The sequence below is a fragment of the Paraburkholderia caribensis genome (assembly GCF_002902945.1).
Classification (GTDB): Bacteria; Pseudomonadota; Gammaproteobacteria; order Burkholderiales; family Burkholderiaceae; genus Paraburkholderia; species Paraburkholderia caribensis.
Genome location: NZ_CP026102.1, coordinates 2,633,681 through 2,651,925, shown reverse-complemented (window position 1 = coordinate 2,651,925; position 18,245 = coordinate 2,633,681). Strand labels below are relative to the sequence as shown.

Below are 18,245 nucleotides of genomic sequence, written 5' to 3'. Positions count from 1 at the left end.
CCAAGGCACGCGACACCGAAACGGCAGCCTGAAACCTGTTAACGGCACGCCAAACGTTTTCCTTTAATTTTGAAAGCTAGAGTGTTGACTCAGATCAATGCGAAGAACGCCAGGTTCGTAGTAGCAACGCGTTCGTCACGACACTCACGCTCGAGAACGCCATTGCCGCACCCGCGATCATCGGGTTCAGCAGCCCGAACGCGGCGAGCGGAATGCCGATCAGGTTGTACACGAACGCCCAGAACAGGTTCTGCTGGATCTTGCGCCACGTGCGGCGCGAGATGTCGATTGCATCGGCGACCAGCGCCGGGTCGCCCCGCATCAGCGTGATGCCGGCCGCGTGCATCGCGACGTCGGTGCCCGTCGCCATCGCGATGCCGATGTCGGCGGCGGCGAGGGCGGGGGCGTCGTTGATGCCGTCGCCCGCCATCGCGACCACGCTTGACGTGCGGATCTTCAGGTCGTGCACGACGCGCGCCTTGTCGGACGGCAGGACCTGCGCGTGCACTTCGTCGATGCCCAGCGCGGCGGCGACGCTGTTCGCGCTGCCTTCGTTGTCGCCCGTCACCAGCGCGCTCGTCACGCCCATGCGCGACAGCCGTTCGATCGCGGCGCGCGCGCCCGGCTTGAGTGTGTCGCCGAAGGCGATCAGCGCGAGCGCCTGGGCCTGTCGACCCGCTGGCGTGCCCGCTTCCACGCTCATTTGCGCGCCCGTCTTGCCGCGCCCGATCAGCCACGACACCGTGTTGCCTTGCGCTTCGAGTTGCTGCGCGCGGCGGGCGAGGGCGGGCGACGGCACGACGCCCAGTTCGCCCAGCCAGCGGCTGCTGCCGATGGCGAACGTCTCGCCGTCGATATCCGCTTCCACGCCGCGCCCCGCGACCGCGCGCGCGTCGCCGGCGGCGGGCGGCGTGGCGCCGTTGCCCTCCGCTTCGAAGGCTTTCAGGACGGCTTTCGCGAGCGGATGCTCGCTATGCCGCTGCACGGCCGCCGCGAGCGCCAGCGCGTGTTGGCGGTCCACGCCATCCGCCGCCTGGAACGCCGTTACGGATGGCTGGCCGACTGTCAGGGTGCCCGTCTTGTCGAACGCCACGACGCGGACCTGATGCGCGATTTCGAGCGCCTGCGCGTCCTTGATCAGCACGCCGTGACGCGCGGCCACACCTGTGCCCGCCATGATCGCGGTCGGCGTCGCGAGGCCGAGCGCGCACGGGCAGGCGATCACCAGCACGGCGACCGCGTTGAGAATCGCCGTTTCGGCGCTGTGTCCGGCGATCAGCCAGCCGGCCAGCGTGACGAGCGCGACAGCCAGAATGACGGGAACGAAAATTTCGCTGACGCGGTCGACCAGCCGCTGGATCGGGGCTTTCTCCGCCTGCGCCGTTTCGACTAGCCGGATGATGCGGGCGAGCGTGGTCTCGGCGCCGATGGCCGTCGTCTTCACGATGATCGCGCCTTCGCCGTTGATCGACCCCGCCGTCACGCGGTCGTCCTGCTGCTTCGGCACGGGCAGGCTTTCGCCCGTGATCAGCGATTCGTCGATATGCGTGCGGCCTTGCAGCACCGTGCCGTCGACGGGCACGCGCTCGCCCGGCCGCACCGCGACGAGCATGCCGGTGCGCACTTGCGCGAGCGGCACCTCGTGCTCTTCCTTGCCGACCACGATGCGCGCGCGGTCGGGACGCAGCGCATTGAGCGCACGGATCGCGTCGGTGGTCTGGCGCCTGGCGCGCGCTTCGAGCCACTTGCCGAAGCGCACCAGCGTAATCACGACAGCCGACGCTTCGAAGTACAGATGCATGGTGTCGCCGGGATGCAGCGCCATCTGGTAGACGCTCACGCCATAAGCCGCCGACGTACCGAGCGCGACCAGCAGATCCATATTGCCCGCGCCCGCGCGCACGGCTTTCCATGCGGCGCGGTAGAAGCGCGCGCCGAACACGAACTGGACGATGGTGGCGAGCGCGAGTTGCGGCGTGGCGGACAGCATCGCGTGCAGGCCGAGCGGTTCCGCGAGCATCGGCAGGATGAGCGGCAGCGTCAGCAGCGCGCAGATCACGACCGCGCCGAGTTCGCGGCGCACGGCGGCGCGGGCGGCGGCGTCCTTGTCTTCGGTGGCGGCGGGGGTTGCGTCGTCGGTGGAGAGGGGCGTCGCGTGATAGCCGGCCTTCGTGACGGCCGCGATCAACTGATCGACGCCGACTGCGCCGTTGGTGGTGACGGTTGCTTTTTCGGTGGCGAGATTGACGGACGCGGAGGTCACTCCGGGAATCCGCGCGAGCGCTTTTTCGACGCGTCCGGAGCAGGCCGCGCAGGTCATGCCGCCGATGGCGAGTTCGGCTGTCGACTGGGCGTTGCTGTCGGGTGGCGGCGCGCCGTTCAGCGGCTGTGCGTCGTAGCCTGCCTTGCGGACGGCGTTGACGAGGGTATCGGTGGTGACGGATGCGTCGGCATCGACGGTTGCTTTTTCGGTGGCAAGATTCACGCTTGCGCGCGCGACGCCCGGTACTTTTGCGAGCGCTTTCTCGACGCGCAGCGCGCAGGACGCGCATGTCATGCCCTGAATGTCGAGTTCCGACGATGCCGACGGGCGGGATGTGTCGCCGGTGCGGGGTGGTGCGAGTTCGGTCATGGCTGGGAGGCTCCCGTTTTTTGCGCTATTGCGTATCGTTGGAGGCAGTATCGGGGTTCCCATGATGGGAAGGTCAAGGGGATTTTTTGCTTTTGCTTTTTTCTTTTTTCCTTTTGTCTTTGCGTTTTCGCTGGCATCCGCGAATTGCTTTTGCTTTCGATGGCATCCGCGAATTGTTAGCTCGCTTCAAGCGTCGCCCCTGTGCGGGGCGGCACCTACTTTTCTTTGCCGCCGCAAAGAAAAGTAGGCAAAAGAAAGCGGCTCACACCGCAAGCCTTTGACGTTTGCCCACGGGCCCCCAACGTCCCCACGCTTCACACGGCAGCGCACCTGTTCACCTGCGTTGCCAACGCTCTCTCCGGACGCCTCACCCGCTTCATGCGTCCGCGTCGCAGCACGCCTTGCCAGACAGTCCGCCGCCGCCCAGGTGGCAAACTGTGTGTCGGCCCTCGGTGCTCCACACGCTACACTCCAGACCGATAGCGCACGCGTCCCACCCGGTAAGAGCGCCAAGCTATACGACGCGACAACCTACACACAGTTTGCCACCTGGGCGGCCCATACCATTCGCTGCCGCTGGCCCGGGTAGGGGTAATTGAAGCGGGTGAGGCGTTTGTTCGAAGCGTTGGCAACGGGCACCAACCAAGGCGCTGGTGTGTGAAGGGTGGGGACGTTGGGGGCCCGTGGGTAAACGTCAAGAATTGGCGGTGTGAGCCGCTTTCTTTTGCCTACTTTTCTTTGCGGCGGCAAAGAAAAGTAGGTGCCGCCCCGCACAGGGGCGACGCGTGAAGCGAGCTAACGAATCGCGGATGCCCGCGAAAAGGCAAATCGCGGATGCCCGCGAAAAGGCAATTCACGCATGCCAGCAAAAAGGCAAATCACGAATGCCAGCGCAAAAGCAAAAAACCCCGACCGGCGTAGCCCGCGCCCTCACGCCCCCCACCACAAAACAATCAAACAAAAACACAAAAAAACCAACAAACAACACCCAACCCGAAGACAGCACCTCAAAACCGCGACGAACACTCACATTAACTTGCCCCCGCGACGCGGATAAGTTAAAACGCGTTGTCAGAAAAGGAATGTCAGGACAATTCGGCAAGTCCAGCGCGGGCGGGGGCTCGGCGGCGGACCGGGCTCGTCCTGGCTCAGGCATGTGACATCCAGGACCGCGGTTCATCGAATGATAAAAAATCGCCGAGAAACGTTTTCGTTTCAACTCGCCTGCACGGCGCTCGCGGGCATCGCTTTTCTCACCGGTTGCGCGTCCACTCCCATCGTGACGCCCAAACCCACGGGCTGGATCAAGGACGAGGTCGCCGACTCCTATGTGTTTGCCTATCCGCTCGTGCTGATGGGCGCGGCGCGCGACGCCGCCGTCGGCACGGGTCCCGGTCAGGCACCCGTCAATACGCTGCGTCACGCGTCCGCGCTGCCGCCCGTCGGCGCGCATAATCCGCCCACGCCCGGCATCGATACCCTCGATTCGACCGCGTGGCTCGACGTCGGCGACGAACCCGTAATCGTGTCGCTGCCAACGTCGGCGGGCCGCTATATGGATGCGCGTGCGCTCGATATGTGGACCAACGTGCTGTGGTCGGCAGAACAGCAGGGCGCTTCACGCGTGTCGGGCATCAAGGCGCAGACCGTGGCCTTCGCAAAGCCCGACTGGAAGGGCGATCTGCCCAAGGGCGTGAAGCGTATCGACGCGCCGACGCGCAATGTCTGGCTCGACGTGCGCATCCAGTCGAACGGCGCGCGCGACCTGACGGCCGTGCGCAAGTTGCAGCGCGGCATTCGCGTGGTGCCGCTGTCCGTCTATACGGGCGATGCCTCGGCGGCGTCCGTCGCGCCGCGCACCATGCCCCCCGACGCAAGCGTCTCCGGCACGCCCGCCGAGCAGGTCGCCGCGCTCGACGCGAAAGGCTATTTCGACCGCGTCGCGCGGCTGCTGCCCGACAACCCGCCGTCTCCCGCCGACCCGCACGCGCTGAAGTTTCTCGCCGACCTCGGCGTGAAGCCCGACGAAGCCGTCGAACTGCCCCGGTCGGCCAGCGACGCGATCGCCGGTGGTCTCGCAGACGGCCGCGCGCGCGTCGCGACGCCGCCCACCAACATGCTGACGGCCAACGGCTGGAGCTGGTTCGGCGACGGCGTCGGCAACTACGGTCCCGACTACGCGCTGCGCGCGTATGCGTCGTACGCGCAGCCGGGCATCGGCACGAAGGACGACGAAGTGCGCGGTAACGTCGCGCTCGACAGCGACGGCCACGCGTTGAACGGCGCCAACCGCTACGTGGTGCACTTCGAGCCGAATCAGGTGCCGCCCGTGCGCGGCTTCTGGTCGATCACCGCGTACACGAAGGACGGCGCGCTCGGCGACAGCTCGCCGGCACGCGCATCCGTCGGCGACAAGGCGGGCGTGCGGCGCAACCGCGACGGCTCGATCGACGTGACGGTGTCGTCGGCGAAACCGCGCAAGGCGTCCAACTGGCTGCCCGCGCCGCGCGGCGATTTCCAGCTCGTGCTGCGCCTCTACGCGCCAAAGCCCGAAGCCAGCGACGGCACCTGGCAGCCGCCCGCCGTCGTGCGTCAATAAGCGCAGCACGTGTCCGCCGCATGACGGCTGGACACGACCGCGCACTCACCTCGGGCCACTTACACTTTCTAACGTTTATTTGCCTGCAACGGTCGTCATTCTCATGACATTTGATGGTTTGGCCGAAGTACACGACGTATACTTCGGCCAAGCTGGATATTCGTCATCGCGGCACGTTCTGCGCCGCCCTACCCGCGACCAAGCATGGCAAGCCCGACCAAAGCATCACTCGCCTCATCCTTTCAGACCGTCCGCGAAGTCGCACAAGGCCGGCGAGCAAGACGCATCGTTCTCGTCATATTCGTCGTGCTGGTCCTGTTCGGACTGCTCGGCTTTTTCGCCGCGCCGCCGCTGATCCGGCATATCGCCGAACAGCAGTTGAGCGAGCAACTGGACCGGCCGGCCAGCATCGGCCGCATCGCGCTCAACCCCTACACACTCAATTTCGAAGCTGACCGCGTGCATATCGGCGACCGGGGCGGCAAGGGCGATTTCGTCGATATCGAACGGCTGGTCGTAAGGACTTCCTGGAGTTCGATTTTCCGGCTCGCGCCCATTGTCGATGAAGTACATCTGGATTCGCCGCGCTTCACAATCGTTCGCTACGATGCGCAGCGCTTCAACTTCAGCGACCTGATCGAGAAGTTCTCGAAGCAGCCGTCCAAACCCGACAGCAAGCCGGCGCAGTTCTCGATCTCCAATATCCGCATCGAAAACGGCAAGATCACGTTCGACGACCGGCTGCTCGGCGTCACGCATATCGTCGATGAATGGCGCCTCGGCATTCCGTTCATCGCCACGCTGCCGTCGAAAACCGACATCTTCGTCGAGCCGCTGCTGCGCGCGCGTATCGACGGCAGTCCGCTCGCCATCGACGGGCGCACCAAGCCGTTCGCGGCGTCGCGCGAATCGGAAGTGTCGCTGCGCTTCGACGGGCTCGACGTGCCGAAGCTGCTGTCGTACTCGCCCGCGAAGCTGCCCGTCACGGTGCAGGCGGGCAAGCTGTCGAGCGACCTGAAAGTAAGCTTCGTGATGACGGGCGACGCACCCACGCTGCGCATCACGGGCACCACGGATCTCGCCGACATCGACGTGCTCGACGAGCACAAGGCGCCGTTCTTCGCCGCGCGCTCACTGCATGTGGCCGCCCAGACGCTGGAGCCGCTGAAGAACGTCTATCGTTTCGACGACATTCGCCTCGACGCGCCGACCGTGCATCTGGCGCGCGACAAGAGCGGCGTGCTGAGCGTGCAGCGTACGTTCGCTCCCGCGCCCAGCGCACCCGCTGCGGCGGCCAGCGCGCCCGCTACCGTGGCCAGCGCGCCCGCGCCCGCGTCCGGCGCCGCGGCTGAAGCAGCCAAGGCCGCGCCGCCGCTCGATCTGCAGATCAAGCAATTCGAGCTGTCGAACGGCACCGTCGAAGTCCAGGACGCCGCGGCGTCGCGGCCCGTATCGGCAGGGCTGAACAATCTCGCGGTCGGGCTGGCGGATTTCTCGACGCTCGGCAAGACCCCCGCGCGCTACACGCTCAAGACCAACGTCAAGAACCAGCCGCAAAGCGCGATTGCCGTGTCGGGCAACCTGTCGCTCGCCGCGAAGACGGCCGACGCGAAGATCGACCTGAAGTCGGCGCAGCTGCCCGTATTGCAGCCTTATCTCGACACCGTGACGGCGGCCAAGGTGCTAGACGGCACGCTGAGCGTGCAGTCCAGCCTGACGGCCAACTGGACGAAGGAGCCCGTCGACCTGCAGATCGGCGAAAGCCAGGTCGATCTGCAATCGCTAAAGCTGGCGACCGGGAACGCGAAGCAGCCGGTCATATCGATCGCGGACGGCAAGGCGGGCATCAAGCGCGTCGACCTCGCCGCGCGCAAGGCGGAACTCGGCACGGTCGACGTGACGGGCCTGTCCGTCGACGCGCAGCGCCTGAAGGACGGCACGATCGATCTGGCCGCGCTCGCTGGCCCGCCGCAGCAGCAGGCGAGCGAGCGCACCGTGATCCATGCGGCGAAGAAGGCGACGCAAGAAGGGCCGGCGTGGCATTACAGCATCGGCGAACTGAACCTGAAGGACGGCGCGGCGACCTTCGCCGACAACACGACCGCGCGCCCCGTCAAACTCGCCGTGAAGCCCCTGCAACTTAAAGTGCAGAAGATCAGCGACGACCTGAGCCGCGCGCTGCCCGTCGAACTGCAGGCCACCGTCAACGGCAAGGGCACGCTCGGCGTGAAGGGCGACGTGACGGCGACGCCGCTCAAGCTCGCGATGAAGATCGACGCTAACCGGCTGGACGCGGCGGCGTTCGAGCCGTACTTCGGCAGCCAGCTGAACGCGACCATTGCGAGCGCGCTGCTGAACGCGAGCGGCGATGTAACGCTCGCGCAGGGCGACAAGGCGAAGGGCCTGCGCGCGACGTATCGCGGCGACGCGGCGCTCGTCGACGTCCGCATGCTCGACAAGGCGACCTCGGACCCGTTTGCCGGCTGGCGCTCGCTGGCGCTGACGGGCATCAAGGCGAATTACGACGAGCACGGCACGGACGTCGATGCCGCCAAGGTCACGTTCGCGAACTTCTATGGGCGCGTGCTGCTCGACGCACAAGGCAAGCTGAACCTGAAGGACGTGGTCGCGCACGAAACGGGCGCGCCGCAGTCGCTCACGCGCGACCAGAGCGCCAAGGGCAAGGAGCCGATCCCGCTCGGCATGTCCGCCGCTTCCGAAGCGCAGGCGGCCGTGCCGGCTTCCGCCGCGTCCGGCGCGAACACGTCGGTGACGGCGGCCACGCCGCCGCAAAGCCCGGTGCGTCTGCATTTCGGCCAGCTCGTGCTGCAGAACGGCCGCGTCACCTACACCGACAACTTCATCAAGCCGAACTACACGGCCAACCTGATCGCGATCCAGGGCACGGTCGGCGCATTCGGCACGGAGTCCAGGCAGTCGGCGCCCGTCGACGTGTCCGCCAAGCTCGCCGCCAACGGCCCGATCACGATCCGTGGCTCGGTGAATCCGCTGATCGCCAAGCCCGCGCTCGATCTGACGGCCACGGCGCACGGCATCGAGCTGACCAACCTGACGCCGTACTCGGCGAAGTACGCGGGCTATCCGATCACGAAGGGCAAACTGAATGTCGATCTGCACTATCAGCTGGCGAACGACCAGTTGACGGCGAACAACCACATCTTCATCGACCAGCTGACGTTCGGCGATCACGTCGACAACGACACCGCGACGAAGCTGCCCGTGAAGCTCGCCATTTCGCTGCTGAAGAACTCGCGCGGCGAAATCGACGTGGACATTCCCGTGTCGGGCTCGCTGGCGAATCCGGAATTCAGCGTGGGCGGGCTGATCTGGCGCGCCGTGCTGAATCTGCTGCAGAAGGCGGTCACGGCACCGTTCTCGCTGCTCGCGCATGCGTTCGGCGGCAGCGGCGAGGAACTCGGCTACGTCGAGTTCGATGCGGGTTCCGCGACGCTGTCCGACACGTCGCAGAAGAAGCTCGACATGATCGTGAAGGCGCTGACCGACAAGCCGTCGATCCGCCTCGACATCATCGGCCGCGTCGATCCCGCCGTCGATCAGCCGGCGCTGCGCACCGCCTATGTCGACCGGCTCGTGCGTCAGCAGAAGCTCAAGGACATGGTGGGCAACGGCGAAAGCGTCGACCCGATGACGATCAAGGTCGACGACAAGGAATACGACAAGTATCTGACTAAGGCCTACAAGGATTCGGACTTCAAGAAGCCGCGCAACATCGTCGGCCTGACGAAGACACTGCCCGACGACGAGATGAAGGCCGCGCTCGCCGAGCATGCGCCCGTCACGGACGCCAGCTTGCGCGATCTCGCGCAGCGCCGCGCGCAGGCGGTGCAGCAGTACTTCGAAGGCAAGATCGACAACAGCCGCGTTTTCATCGTGGCGCCGAAGCTCGATGCTTCGGGTATCGACGACAAGGGCGCGACGACGCGGGTGGATTTCGGCCTGAAATAATGCGCTGACGGTTCTTCACGAGTTTGCCGCTTTTGCGGGCGGGCGCGTTAACAATCGTCAAGGATGACTGAGCGATCGCACGCGGGGTCAACGTATTGCGGCGACGTTCGTTTAGGATGCCAACTCTTGTGCGAGCGGGCTGCGATATGCAGCCCGTTTGCACATCCGATGCCATCCTTTCGATCGTATTCCGATGAACCTCTTCAAACTGTGCCGCGAACTGACGCAACGGCTATTGATCGCGAGCGTCGCGTTGGCGCTCGCCGGTTGTGCAAGCATGCCGTGGGGCGACCTCTTCACCAGTTCGCCTGATGCGCGCCCGCCCTCGATCGAGCCGCCCGCGCCTGTCGCGGCGGGCTTCTATCGCGTGAATCCAGGCGATACGCTGGCGAGCGTCGCGGCTGCGTTCGGGCGTGATCCCGCCCAGCTTGCCCGCTGGAACCGCCTCCCGGACGCCTACCCGGTGAGCGTCGGCCAGGTGCTCCGTGTGGCGCCCGATGCTGCTGCCGTGTCCGGGCCCGTGCAAACGGGCGTGCCGCAATCCCCGGCCGCCGCCGGTAACGTCGCGCCGTCTGCCGCATCCTCGCAGCAGGCGCGCTTCATCTGGCCCGCCTCGGGGCAAGTGACGTCGAACGCCGGAGACGGCCAGTCGAAGGCGATCCACATCAACGGCACAGCCGGCGAGACGATCCGGGCAGCGAGCACCGGCCGCGTGATCTACGCGGGCTCCGAGATCAAGGCGTACGGGCTGCTCGTCATCGTCAAGCACGACAAACGTTTCATCAGCGCTTACGGTAACAACGCGAAGCTGCTCGTCAAGGAAGGCGACACGGTCAGGCAAGGCCAGCCGATCGCCGAAATGGGCGCGCCCAACGATCCCCATCCGTATCTGATCTTCGAACTGCGCGACGGCACGAAGGCAGTCGATCCGCAAAACTACCTGCCGAAACTTTCGGGCTGACCCGGTCGCGCGGCGGCGCGCGTCGTGCGCCGTCCCGCGGACCGGTTCGGGTTCCGCGTGACGGCTGCCGAAGCGTATCGCCCGATGCCATGTCGAAGACGAGCCATCACTTGAAAAAGAACCCGCTGCTACGACGCCTCGGCGCGTCCGTTTCGCTCTTTCTGCTGGCGAGCGCGCTGCCCGCGTCGGCATCGGCGGCTGCCGGGAAGCATAAGCCGCTCGATCCGAAGTCGCGTCCCAAGGCGAAAAACGCGCAGCATGGCGCACGAACGGAGCCGCTTCACGATCCGGAGCACGACGTGCATGTCGATCCAAAAGGCCGCGCAAATCTGGCCAACCGCAGTGCAAACCGCAGTGCCGACCGCGGTCCCAACCGCGCCGCGCATGCTGCGCATCTGGTGCATGCGGCGAGCGTGAAAGGGCACACGTCGCGCTTCACGCAACTGGGGCTCGCGTCGTGGTACGGCCGGGGCTTTCACGGTCGTCGCACGGCAAACGGCGAGCACTACGACATGTACGCGATGACGGCCGCGCACCGGACGCTGCCGCTTGGATCGTATGTGCGCGTGACGTCGCTGGCGAGTTCGAAGTCGGTGGTAGTGCGCATCAACGACCGTGGACCCTACGCGCGCGGTCGCGTGATCGATCTGTCGTATCTCGCCGCGTCGGCGCTCGGCATGCATCGCGCGGGCGTGGCGAAGGTGTCGATCGAGCGGGTGGAGAAGCCCGAAGCGGAGCGCATCGCGCATCGCCCGATGCATCTGACGACGAACGGCTAGCAACGCCTTCGACGCGCCGCGCGAAGTGTGGCGCTAAGCCGCCCGCGTAGGCGCGGCCGTCGTCTTCAACGCAGTCCTTTCGATCACGTTCGCAAGCGTATCGAACGCCGGCCCGATGCGCTCGTTCGGCACGCATGCGTAGCCGAGCAGCAGGCCGCGCCGCGCCGGCGTCTCGCTGTTGTAGTACGCGGCGAGCGGCCGCACGATCACGCCCGCGTCGTACGAAGCGGCCGTCACTTCGCGGTCGTTTGCATGATCGGGCAGGCCGAGCACCAGGTGCAGGCCCGCTTCGTCGCCCATCACGGGCAGCGCATCGCCGAAACGCGCGGTGATCGCGTCGATCAGAATCTGGCGGCGCTCGCCGTACAACGCGCGCATGCGCCGCACGTGCGAGGTCAGATAGCCGTCCATGATGAACTCGGTCAGCACGGCCTGCTGCATCAGTTGTCCTTCGCGATACAACTCGGCCACGCCCGTGCGAAACGTATCGACGAGATGCTCCGGCGCGATCATGTAGCCGATCCGCAAACCCGGAAACAGCATCTTTCCGAGACTGCCCACATAGATCACCTGGCCCGCGTCGTCGAGCCCTTGCAGCGATGCGAGCGGCCGGCTGCCGTAGCGGAACTCGCTGTCGTAGTCGTCCTCGATGATCCACACGCCATGTTGGCGCGCGTATTCGAGCAGCGTGCGGCGGCGCGCGAGGCTCATCACCATGCCGAGCGGATACTGATGCGACGGCGTGACGAGCGCGATGCGCGGCGGCGCCTGCAGGTCGGATTCGCGCGGATTCAGGCCTTCTTCATCGACGGGCACGGGCGCGAGCGTCAGCCCCGACGACTGCAGCACGCTGCGCGCGCCCCAATAGCAGGGCTCCTCGACCCAAGCGCGGTCGCCGACGTCCGTCAGCAGCCGCACGGCGAGGTCGATCGACTGATGAATGCCCGTTGTGATGATGATCTGATCCGGCGTGCACTTCACCGAACGCGCGACGCGCAGATAGTCCGAGAGCGCACGCCGCAGCGGTCGATAGCCGCCGCCCGGCGCGTACGTCAGCAGATCGGGATTCGCTTCCTTCCAGAGCTTGGCCTGCAGGCGGCTCCATGTGCGCGCCGGAAACTCGGCGACATCCGGCACGCCGGGCATGAACGCGCCCCACTGCCGCGCCGATACGCCCGCCTGGCAAATCAGACGCGCGCCGCGCGTCGACAGGCTGCCGCGCGCGGGCACGGCGGGCGGCGCGACATTCGCGCCTGGCCCTGCGCCGCCGATCGCGCCGATAGGGCCACTCGCGGCGGGTGGCGCCTTGCGTGCGTTGACGGCGGCCGTGTCCGGCCGCGTGTCGGCGACATAGGTGCCGCTGCCCGTGGTCGATAGCACATAGCCTTCCGCCGTGAGCTGGTCGTAGACGTGCAGCACCGTGTTGCGCGCAATGCCGAGGTCCGACGCGAGCGTGCGCGAACTGGGCAGCTTGGCGCCGGGCAGCAACTGGCCCGTCAGAATGGCCTGCTGCATCAGCCCGAGTACTTGTCGATAGACGGGTTCGCCAGCCGTCCGGTCGAGCCGCGCGGCGAGCCAGTCCGACAGGATCACCGTATCCAAGTGGTTCTATCCGGAATTATGAAATGGTTCCCTATTGTAGAACCGTAACGGGCTATAGTGGATCACGCAATCGATGCAAATCTTCGAAACGGGTGGAACCAAATGTGCGTAGAAACCCCTAGAGATGCATTCAAAGCATGGAGACCCACGCGATGAAAACCGAAGACGTAATCGTCAGCTTTCGGGGTGTGCGCAAGACGTATGACGGCGAAATGCTGGTCGTCAAGCAACTCGATCTCGACATCTATCAAGGCGAATTCCTCACGCTGCTCGGGCCTTCCGGCTCCGGCAAGACGACTTGCCTGATGATGCTCGCAGGCTTCGAATTTCCGACGGGCGGCGAGATCTGGCTCGATGGACAACTGCTCAACAACGTGCCGCCGCACAAGCGCAACATCGGCATGGTGTTTCAGAACTACGCGCTGTTTCCGCATCTCACGGTCGAGCAGAACGTCGCGTATCCGCTGACGGTGCGCAAGCTCCCCGCCGACGAACGCGCGCACAAGGTCAACAACGCGCTGAAGATGGTGCGCATGGAAGGCTTTGCGAAGCGCTACCCGGCGCAACTGTCGGGCGGCCAGCAGCAGCGCATCGCGCTGGCGCGCGCGCTCGTGTTCGAACCCAAGCTCGTGCTGATGGACGAGCCGCTTGGCGCGCTCGACAAGCAGTTGCGCGAGCACATGCAATACGAACTCAAATCGCTGCACGAAAAGCTCGGCGTCACCTTCGTCTACGTGACGCACGATCAGGGCGAAGCGCTGACCATGTCAGACCGCGTCGCGGTATTCGACAAGGGCATCGTGCAGCAGCTCGATACCGTCGACAGCCTCTACGAGGCGCCGTGCAACGAGTTCGTCGCGAACTTCATCGGCGACAGCAACCGGCTGCGCGGCACGATCGCGAATGTCGACGGCGATTACTGCGAGTTTCACCTGATCGACGGCACGCGCCTGGTCGGGCGGAATATCGGTGGTGCGCAAGCGGGCGCGCAAGGCGTCGCGTGCATCCGGCCGGAGCGGATGAAGCTCGCGGCGGGCGCGGCAGGCGGCGCGCGGCCCGGCGCGAATGCGGTGGCGGGCGAAGCGCGCGGGCTCATCTATTTCGGCGATCACGTGCGCATGCGCTGTGGTTTGCCGCAACAGGACGAGTGCTTCGTGAAGGTGCCGCTCGGCACGGAAGCACTCGAAGGCTTCGCGCCGGGCGCGCCCGTCGCACTCGAATTCGCGCCGGAGCATCTGCGCGTGTTCGCGTGAGCAGAAACACAACAACGTCCACGTCGTAAGCAGTTCATCACACCAAAGAGGAACCATCATGAAGAAGATCGTGCAATCGCGCTGTGCCGTGGCTGTCGGCGCTGTCGTCCTCGCGCTCAGCGCCGTTGCTCAGGCGAACGCGGCGGAACTGACGGTCGTGAACTTCGGCGGCGCGAATGGCGACGCGCAGAAGGCCGCATTCAACCAGCCGTTCGAGGCGCAAAGCGGCTCGAAAGTGACGGCTGTCGAATACAACGGCGAGCAGGCCAAAGTGAAGGCGATGGTCGAAGCAAAGCATGTGAACTGGGATGTCGTCGAAGTCGAATCGGGCGACCTCGGCCGAGGCTGCGACGAAGGCCTGTACGAAAAGCTCGACTGGTCGAAGCTCGGCAAGAAGTCGGATCTGATTCCCGAAGCGCCGCAAACGTGCGGCGTCGGTATTTTCGTGTGGTCGACGGCGATGGCATACAACGCCGACAAGCTCAAGACGGCGCCCGCCAGCTGGGCCGACTTCTGGGACACGAAGAAATTCCCGGGCAAGCGCGGCATGCGCAAGGGCGCGCGCTACAACCTGGAATTCGCGCTGATGGCCGACGGCGTCGCGCCGAAGGACGTCTACAAGGTGCTCGGCACGAAGGAAGGCCAGGACCGCGCGTTCAAGAAACTCGACGAGCTGAAGCCGAATATCCAGTGGTGGGAAGCGGGCGCACAGCCGCCGCAATTCCTCGTCGCGGGCGACGTGGTGATGTCGACGGCGTATAACGGCCGTATCGATGCCGCGCAGAAGGAAGGCAAGAACCTGAAGGTCGTGTGGAACGGCAGCATCTACGACCTCGACTACTGGGCAATGCCGAAGGGCACGCCGAACAAGGCGCTGGCCGAGAAGTACATCGCGTACACGATCTCGTCGAAGCCGCAGCAGGAATACGCGAAGCACATCGCGTACGGCCCGGTGAATGAATCGGCGATCAAGTCGCTCGATGCGAAGACGCTCGCCAACCTGCCGAACTCCCCCGCCAACGGCAAGAACGCAGTGCTGCAGAACCTGACGTTCTGGACCGATCACGGCGACGAGCTGGAGCAACGCTTCTCGTCGTGGGCGTCGAAGTAAGTGTGAGGTGAATGCGATGCGGTTTCCGCACCGGGAAGCCGCATCGCTGTAGCAAGGCTGCATTGACGCAGGAGAAACCCGTGACGACGATCACGATCGCCGCCGACCCGGCCCCCGAGTCGACCAACAAACTCAAGCGCGAGCTGAAGGCCGCCGAAGCGAAGAAGCGCGCGATGGCGCTGCTGCTGATTGCGCCGCTCGCGCTGTTTCTGCTGATGATTTTCGTCGTGCCGATCGGCGCGCTGTTGACGCGCGCGGTGCAGAACCCGGAGATCGCGACGGCGCTGCCGCATACGGTCACGGCCCTGCGCGACTGGGATCGCAAGTCGGCGCCGACAGACGCCGCGTACGCCGCGCTCGCCACGGATCTCACCGCCGTCGCCGACGGCGAAGCCATGGGCGCGCTTGCACGGCGCCTGAATACGGAGATTCCCGGCTATCGCTCGCTCGTCGCGAAGACGGCGCGCGCAATGCCGCTCAACGACGATGCGGGTCACGCGCTGCCGCCCGCCCAGGTGAAGGCAAAGATTCTCGAAATCGACGAACGTTGGGGCGATGCGAAGTACTGGCAGGCGATCGCGAAGAACGGCAGCACGGTTTCGCCGTTTTATCTGCTCGCCTCGCTCGATCACAAGCAGGACGCATTCGGCCACATCATTCCGACCGATCCCGAACAGCAGATCTATCTCGCCGTGTTCAGCCGCACGTTCGTGATCGGTTTCGCGGTAACGGTCTTTGCGCTGCTGCTCGGCTATCCGCTCGCATACTGGATTTCGACGTTGAACGAACGGCGCGCGAATCTCGTGATGATCCTCGTGCTGATTCCGTTCTGGACGTCGGTCCTCGTACGCGTCGCCGCGTGGATCGTGATTTTGCAGAGCGAAGGTCTCGTCAACAAGGCGCTGATCGGCTCGGGGCTGATACACGATCCGCTGGCTTTGCTGTTCAATCGCGTCGGCGTGTATATCTCGATGACGCACATTCTGCTGCCGTTCATGATCCTGCCGCTTTACAGCGTGATGAAGTCGATTCCGCCGACCTACCAGCGCGCGGCCGTTTCGCTCGGCTCGCATCCGTTCGCGGCGTTCTGGCGCGTGTATGTGCCGCAGACTTATCCGGGCATCGGCGCGGGCGCGCTGCTCGTATTCATTCTTGCGATCGGTTACTACATCACGCCGGCGCTGCTCGGCGGACCGAACGACCAGATGGTCAGCTACTACGTCGCGTACTTCACCAACGTGACGATCAACTGGGGCATGGCGTGCGCGCTCGGCGGGCTGCTGCTCGCGGCGACGCTCGTGCTGTATGTGATCTACGGACGCTTCACGCGTTCGAACGTGAGCCTCGGTTGAGGAGTGACGCGATGAAATTTGCCAAACCCATGTTCGCGCCGCACACGTCGATGATCGAGCGCGTGTGGTACTTCACGCTGCGCGGACTTGCCGTGCTGACGCTGCTGTATCTGATCCTGCCCGTGCTCGCGATCGTGCCGCTGTCGTTTTCGTCGAGCACGTTTCTCGTCTATCCGATTCCCGGCTGGTCGTTGCGCTGGTATCAGAACCTGATTGCCTCCGACGAATGGCGGATGGCTGCGAAGAACAGCTTTATCGTCGCACCGTCGGCGACCGTGCTGGCGACGGTGCTCGGCACGCTCGCGGCGAACGGTCTGACGAAGGCGAACTTCAAGGGCAAAGCGCTGCTAATGGCGATCCTGATCTCGCCGATGATCGTGCCCGTCGTCGTGGTCGGTGTCGGCATGTATCTGTTTTTTGCGCCGCTCGGACTGGCCAACACGTATATCGGCCTGATCATGGCGCATGCGTCGCTGGGCGTGCCGTTCGTCGTGACGACGGTGGCGGCTACGTTGCAGGGCTTCAATTACAACCTCGTGCGAGCCAGCCTGTCGCTCGGCGCGAACCCTGTGAAGACGTTTTTCAGCATCACGTTGCCGGTGATCGCGCCGGGCGTGATCTCGGGTGCGCTGTTCGCATTCGCGACGTCGTTCGACGAAGTGGTCGTCACGCTGTTTCTCGCGGGCGCCGATCAGACCACTTTGCCCCGGCAGATGTTCACGGGCATTCGCGAGAACATCAGCCCGACCATTGCCGCGCTGGCGACGATTCTTATCGTGTTCTCGACTTGCCTGCTGCTCGCGCTCGAATGGCTGCGTGGAAGGAATGCGGCGCGGGCGGTGGCGGCGTAGGCGGGTTTGTTTGCGCTATCTCGTTGCGGTCACACGTTTATCTGCCCTGTGACCGTTCGCGCGATGACGTTTTATTGCGCGCATCTGTCATAAATTGTCACGGCTTCATTAGTTAACCTGAAAGTTCCTGTATAGCTCGCTTTCTGGAAACTTTCTGGAAACATGAAGCAATGCTTTGCGAGGCTCTAACACTTCGGCCTTTGAACGAAAACGACGCCGCTGTGTTTGCGAAACTGCGGCTCAAGGCCATCGACGATTCCCCGTCTGCAATCTGGCCGACTCTCGACGAGGAGCGCGCACGCCCGCTCGACATCGTTGCCGCACAAATACGGCCGACGCCTGAACAGATCGTGTTTGGCGTGTTTGATCAGCACATGCTGATTGGAATCGCCGGTCTCAAACAGGAACCATACGCGCAGTTGCGGCACAAGGGCATGCTGTGGGGCGTGTTCGTTCATCCTCTGTATCGGAATGTGGGCGTCGCGCGCGAGTTGCTCGGGGCTGCGTTGACGCATGCGCGCAATATGCAGCTGCGGCAGGTTCATCTTCGCGTCAATACCGAAAACCATCGCGCGCGGCAGCTCTATGTGACGAGCGGCTTTACGGGCTATGGCACCGAACGCCGCGCGATGTGCGTGAATGGCCGCTTCTTCGACGAAGAGAACATGGTGCTGTATCTGGATGGTGAGGATGCCGCTGCATAGTTTCCGTACTCGCCCGCTCCCACCTTTGACAAACCTTGACAACTCAAGTCGCCCACTGCGTTAAAACTACAGCCCTCTTAATTCACAGTGAAGACCTGAGAAAACTATGGAACACGGAATCATCGCCTGGCTGATCATCGGCTGTATCGCGGGCTGGCTTGCTAGCGTGCTGGTGTCGGGCAGCGGCTACGGGGTGCTGCTCGATATCGTCGTCGGCATTGCGGGCGCGTTTATCGGCGGCTGGCTGTCGGGCGTGCTGCATGTCTCGCCTGGCAGCGGATGGATCGGCTCGACAATCACGGCGTTCGTCGGCGCTGTGATCCTGCTGTTCGTCATCCGGCTTTTCAGGCGCGCTTGACCCGGCTTCGACGCGCGACGAACAACCCGGCTACGGCCGGGTTGTTCGTTTCCGCG

12 protein-coding genes are annotated in these 18,245 nt (G+C 64.6%); 10 read left to right on the top strand and 2 right to left on the bottom strand.

The window, feature by feature from the left end; all coding sequences use genetic code 11:
- Positions 1-94: 94 nt before the first annotated feature.
- A complete protein-coding gene (locus C2L66_RS28475) occupies positions 95-2,632 on the bottom strand; it encodes a heavy metal translocating P-type ATPase (RefSeq protein WP_060604906.1) in 2,538 nt (845 codons plus the stop codon).
- A gap of 1,183 nt (positions 2,633-3,815) precedes the next feature.
- Here C2L66_RS28475 and C2L66_RS28470 point away from each other — a divergent pair.
- From C2L66_RS28470 to C2L66_RS28455, 4 genes are all read left to right on the top strand, one after another.
- Positions 3,816-5,231: a DUF1254 domain-containing protein gene (locus C2L66_RS28470; protein WP_060604909.1), complete on the top strand. Its 1,416-nt coding sequence runs from the start codon at positions 3,816-3,818 to the stop codon at positions 5,229-5,231.
- Positions 5,232-5,435: 204 nt separating this feature from the next.
- Positions 5,436-9,218, top strand: coding sequence for a DUF748 domain-containing protein (locus tag C2L66_RS28465; protein WP_060604912.1), 3,783 nt, complete (start codon positions 5,436-5,438; stop codon positions 9,216-9,218).
- Between the two features lie 193 nt (positions 9,219-9,411).
- Complete coding sequence (locus C2L66_RS28460; protein ID WP_060604914.1) at positions 9,412-10,179, top strand: peptidoglycan DD-metalloendopeptidase family protein; 768 nt, start codon at positions 9,412-9,414, stop codon at positions 10,177-10,179.
- Positions 10,180-10,289: 110 nt separating this feature from the next.
- Positions 10,290-10,958 carry a septal ring lytic transglycosylase RlpA family protein gene (locus tag C2L66_RS28455; protein ID WP_060607066.1) on the top strand — a complete coding sequence of 223 codons (669 nt, stop codon included), beginning with the start codon at positions 10,290-10,292 and terminating at the stop codon, positions 10,956-10,958.
- Between the two features lie 33 nt (positions 10,959-10,991).
- Here the strand turns inward: C2L66_RS28455 and pdxR are convergent, their stop codons facing one another.
- Positions 10,992-12,560, bottom strand: a complete 1,569-nt coding sequence (gene pdxR / locus C2L66_RS28450) for a MocR-like pyridoxine biosynthesis transcription factor PdxR (protein ID WP_060604917.1) — start codon at positions 12,558-12,560, stop codon at positions 10,992-10,994.
- Positions 12,561-12,712: 152 nt separating this feature from the next.
- Between pdxR and C2L66_RS28445 the strand changes: the two genes are divergently transcribed.
- The 6 genes from C2L66_RS28445 (at position 12,713) to C2L66_RS28420 (ending at position 18,189) form a co-directional block, all read left to right on the top strand.
- Positions 12,713-13,813 (top strand): ABC transporter ATP-binding protein, encoded by a 1,101-nt coding sequence (locus C2L66_RS28445; RefSeq protein WP_054933405.1) that lies wholly within the window; start codon positions 12,713-12,715, stop codon positions 13,811-13,813.
- A gap of 58 nt (positions 13,814-13,871) precedes the next feature.
- Positions 13,872-14,924, top strand: a complete 1,053-nt coding sequence (locus C2L66_RS28440) for an ABC transporter substrate-binding protein (protein WP_035999232.1) — start codon at positions 13,872-13,874, stop codon at positions 14,922-14,924.
- Positions 14,925-15,004: 80 nt separating this feature from the next.
- Positions 15,005-16,276 (top strand): ABC transporter permease, encoded by a 1,272-nt coding sequence (locus C2L66_RS28435; protein ID WP_054933413.1) that lies wholly within the window; start codon positions 15,005-15,007, stop codon positions 16,274-16,276.
- Between the two features lie 11 nt (positions 16,277-16,287).
- Positions 16,288-17,127, top strand: coding sequence for an ABC transporter permease (locus tag C2L66_RS28430; protein ID WP_060604920.1), 840 nt, complete (start codon positions 16,288-16,290; stop codon positions 17,125-17,127).
- 221 nt (positions 17,128-17,348) lie between these two features.
- Positions 17,349-17,831: a GNAT family N-acetyltransferase gene (locus tag C2L66_RS28425; protein WP_409372616.1), complete on the top strand. Its 483-nt coding sequence runs from the start codon at positions 17,349-17,351 to the stop codon at positions 17,829-17,831.
- A 106-nt stretch (positions 17,832-17,937) separates the two neighbouring features.
- Positions 17,938-18,189 (top strand): GlsB/YeaQ/YmgE family stress response membrane protein, encoded by a 252-nt coding sequence (locus C2L66_RS28420; protein WP_060604927.1) that lies wholly within the window; start codon positions 17,938-17,940, stop codon positions 18,187-18,189.
- Positions 18,190-18,245 lie beyond the last annotated feature (56 nt).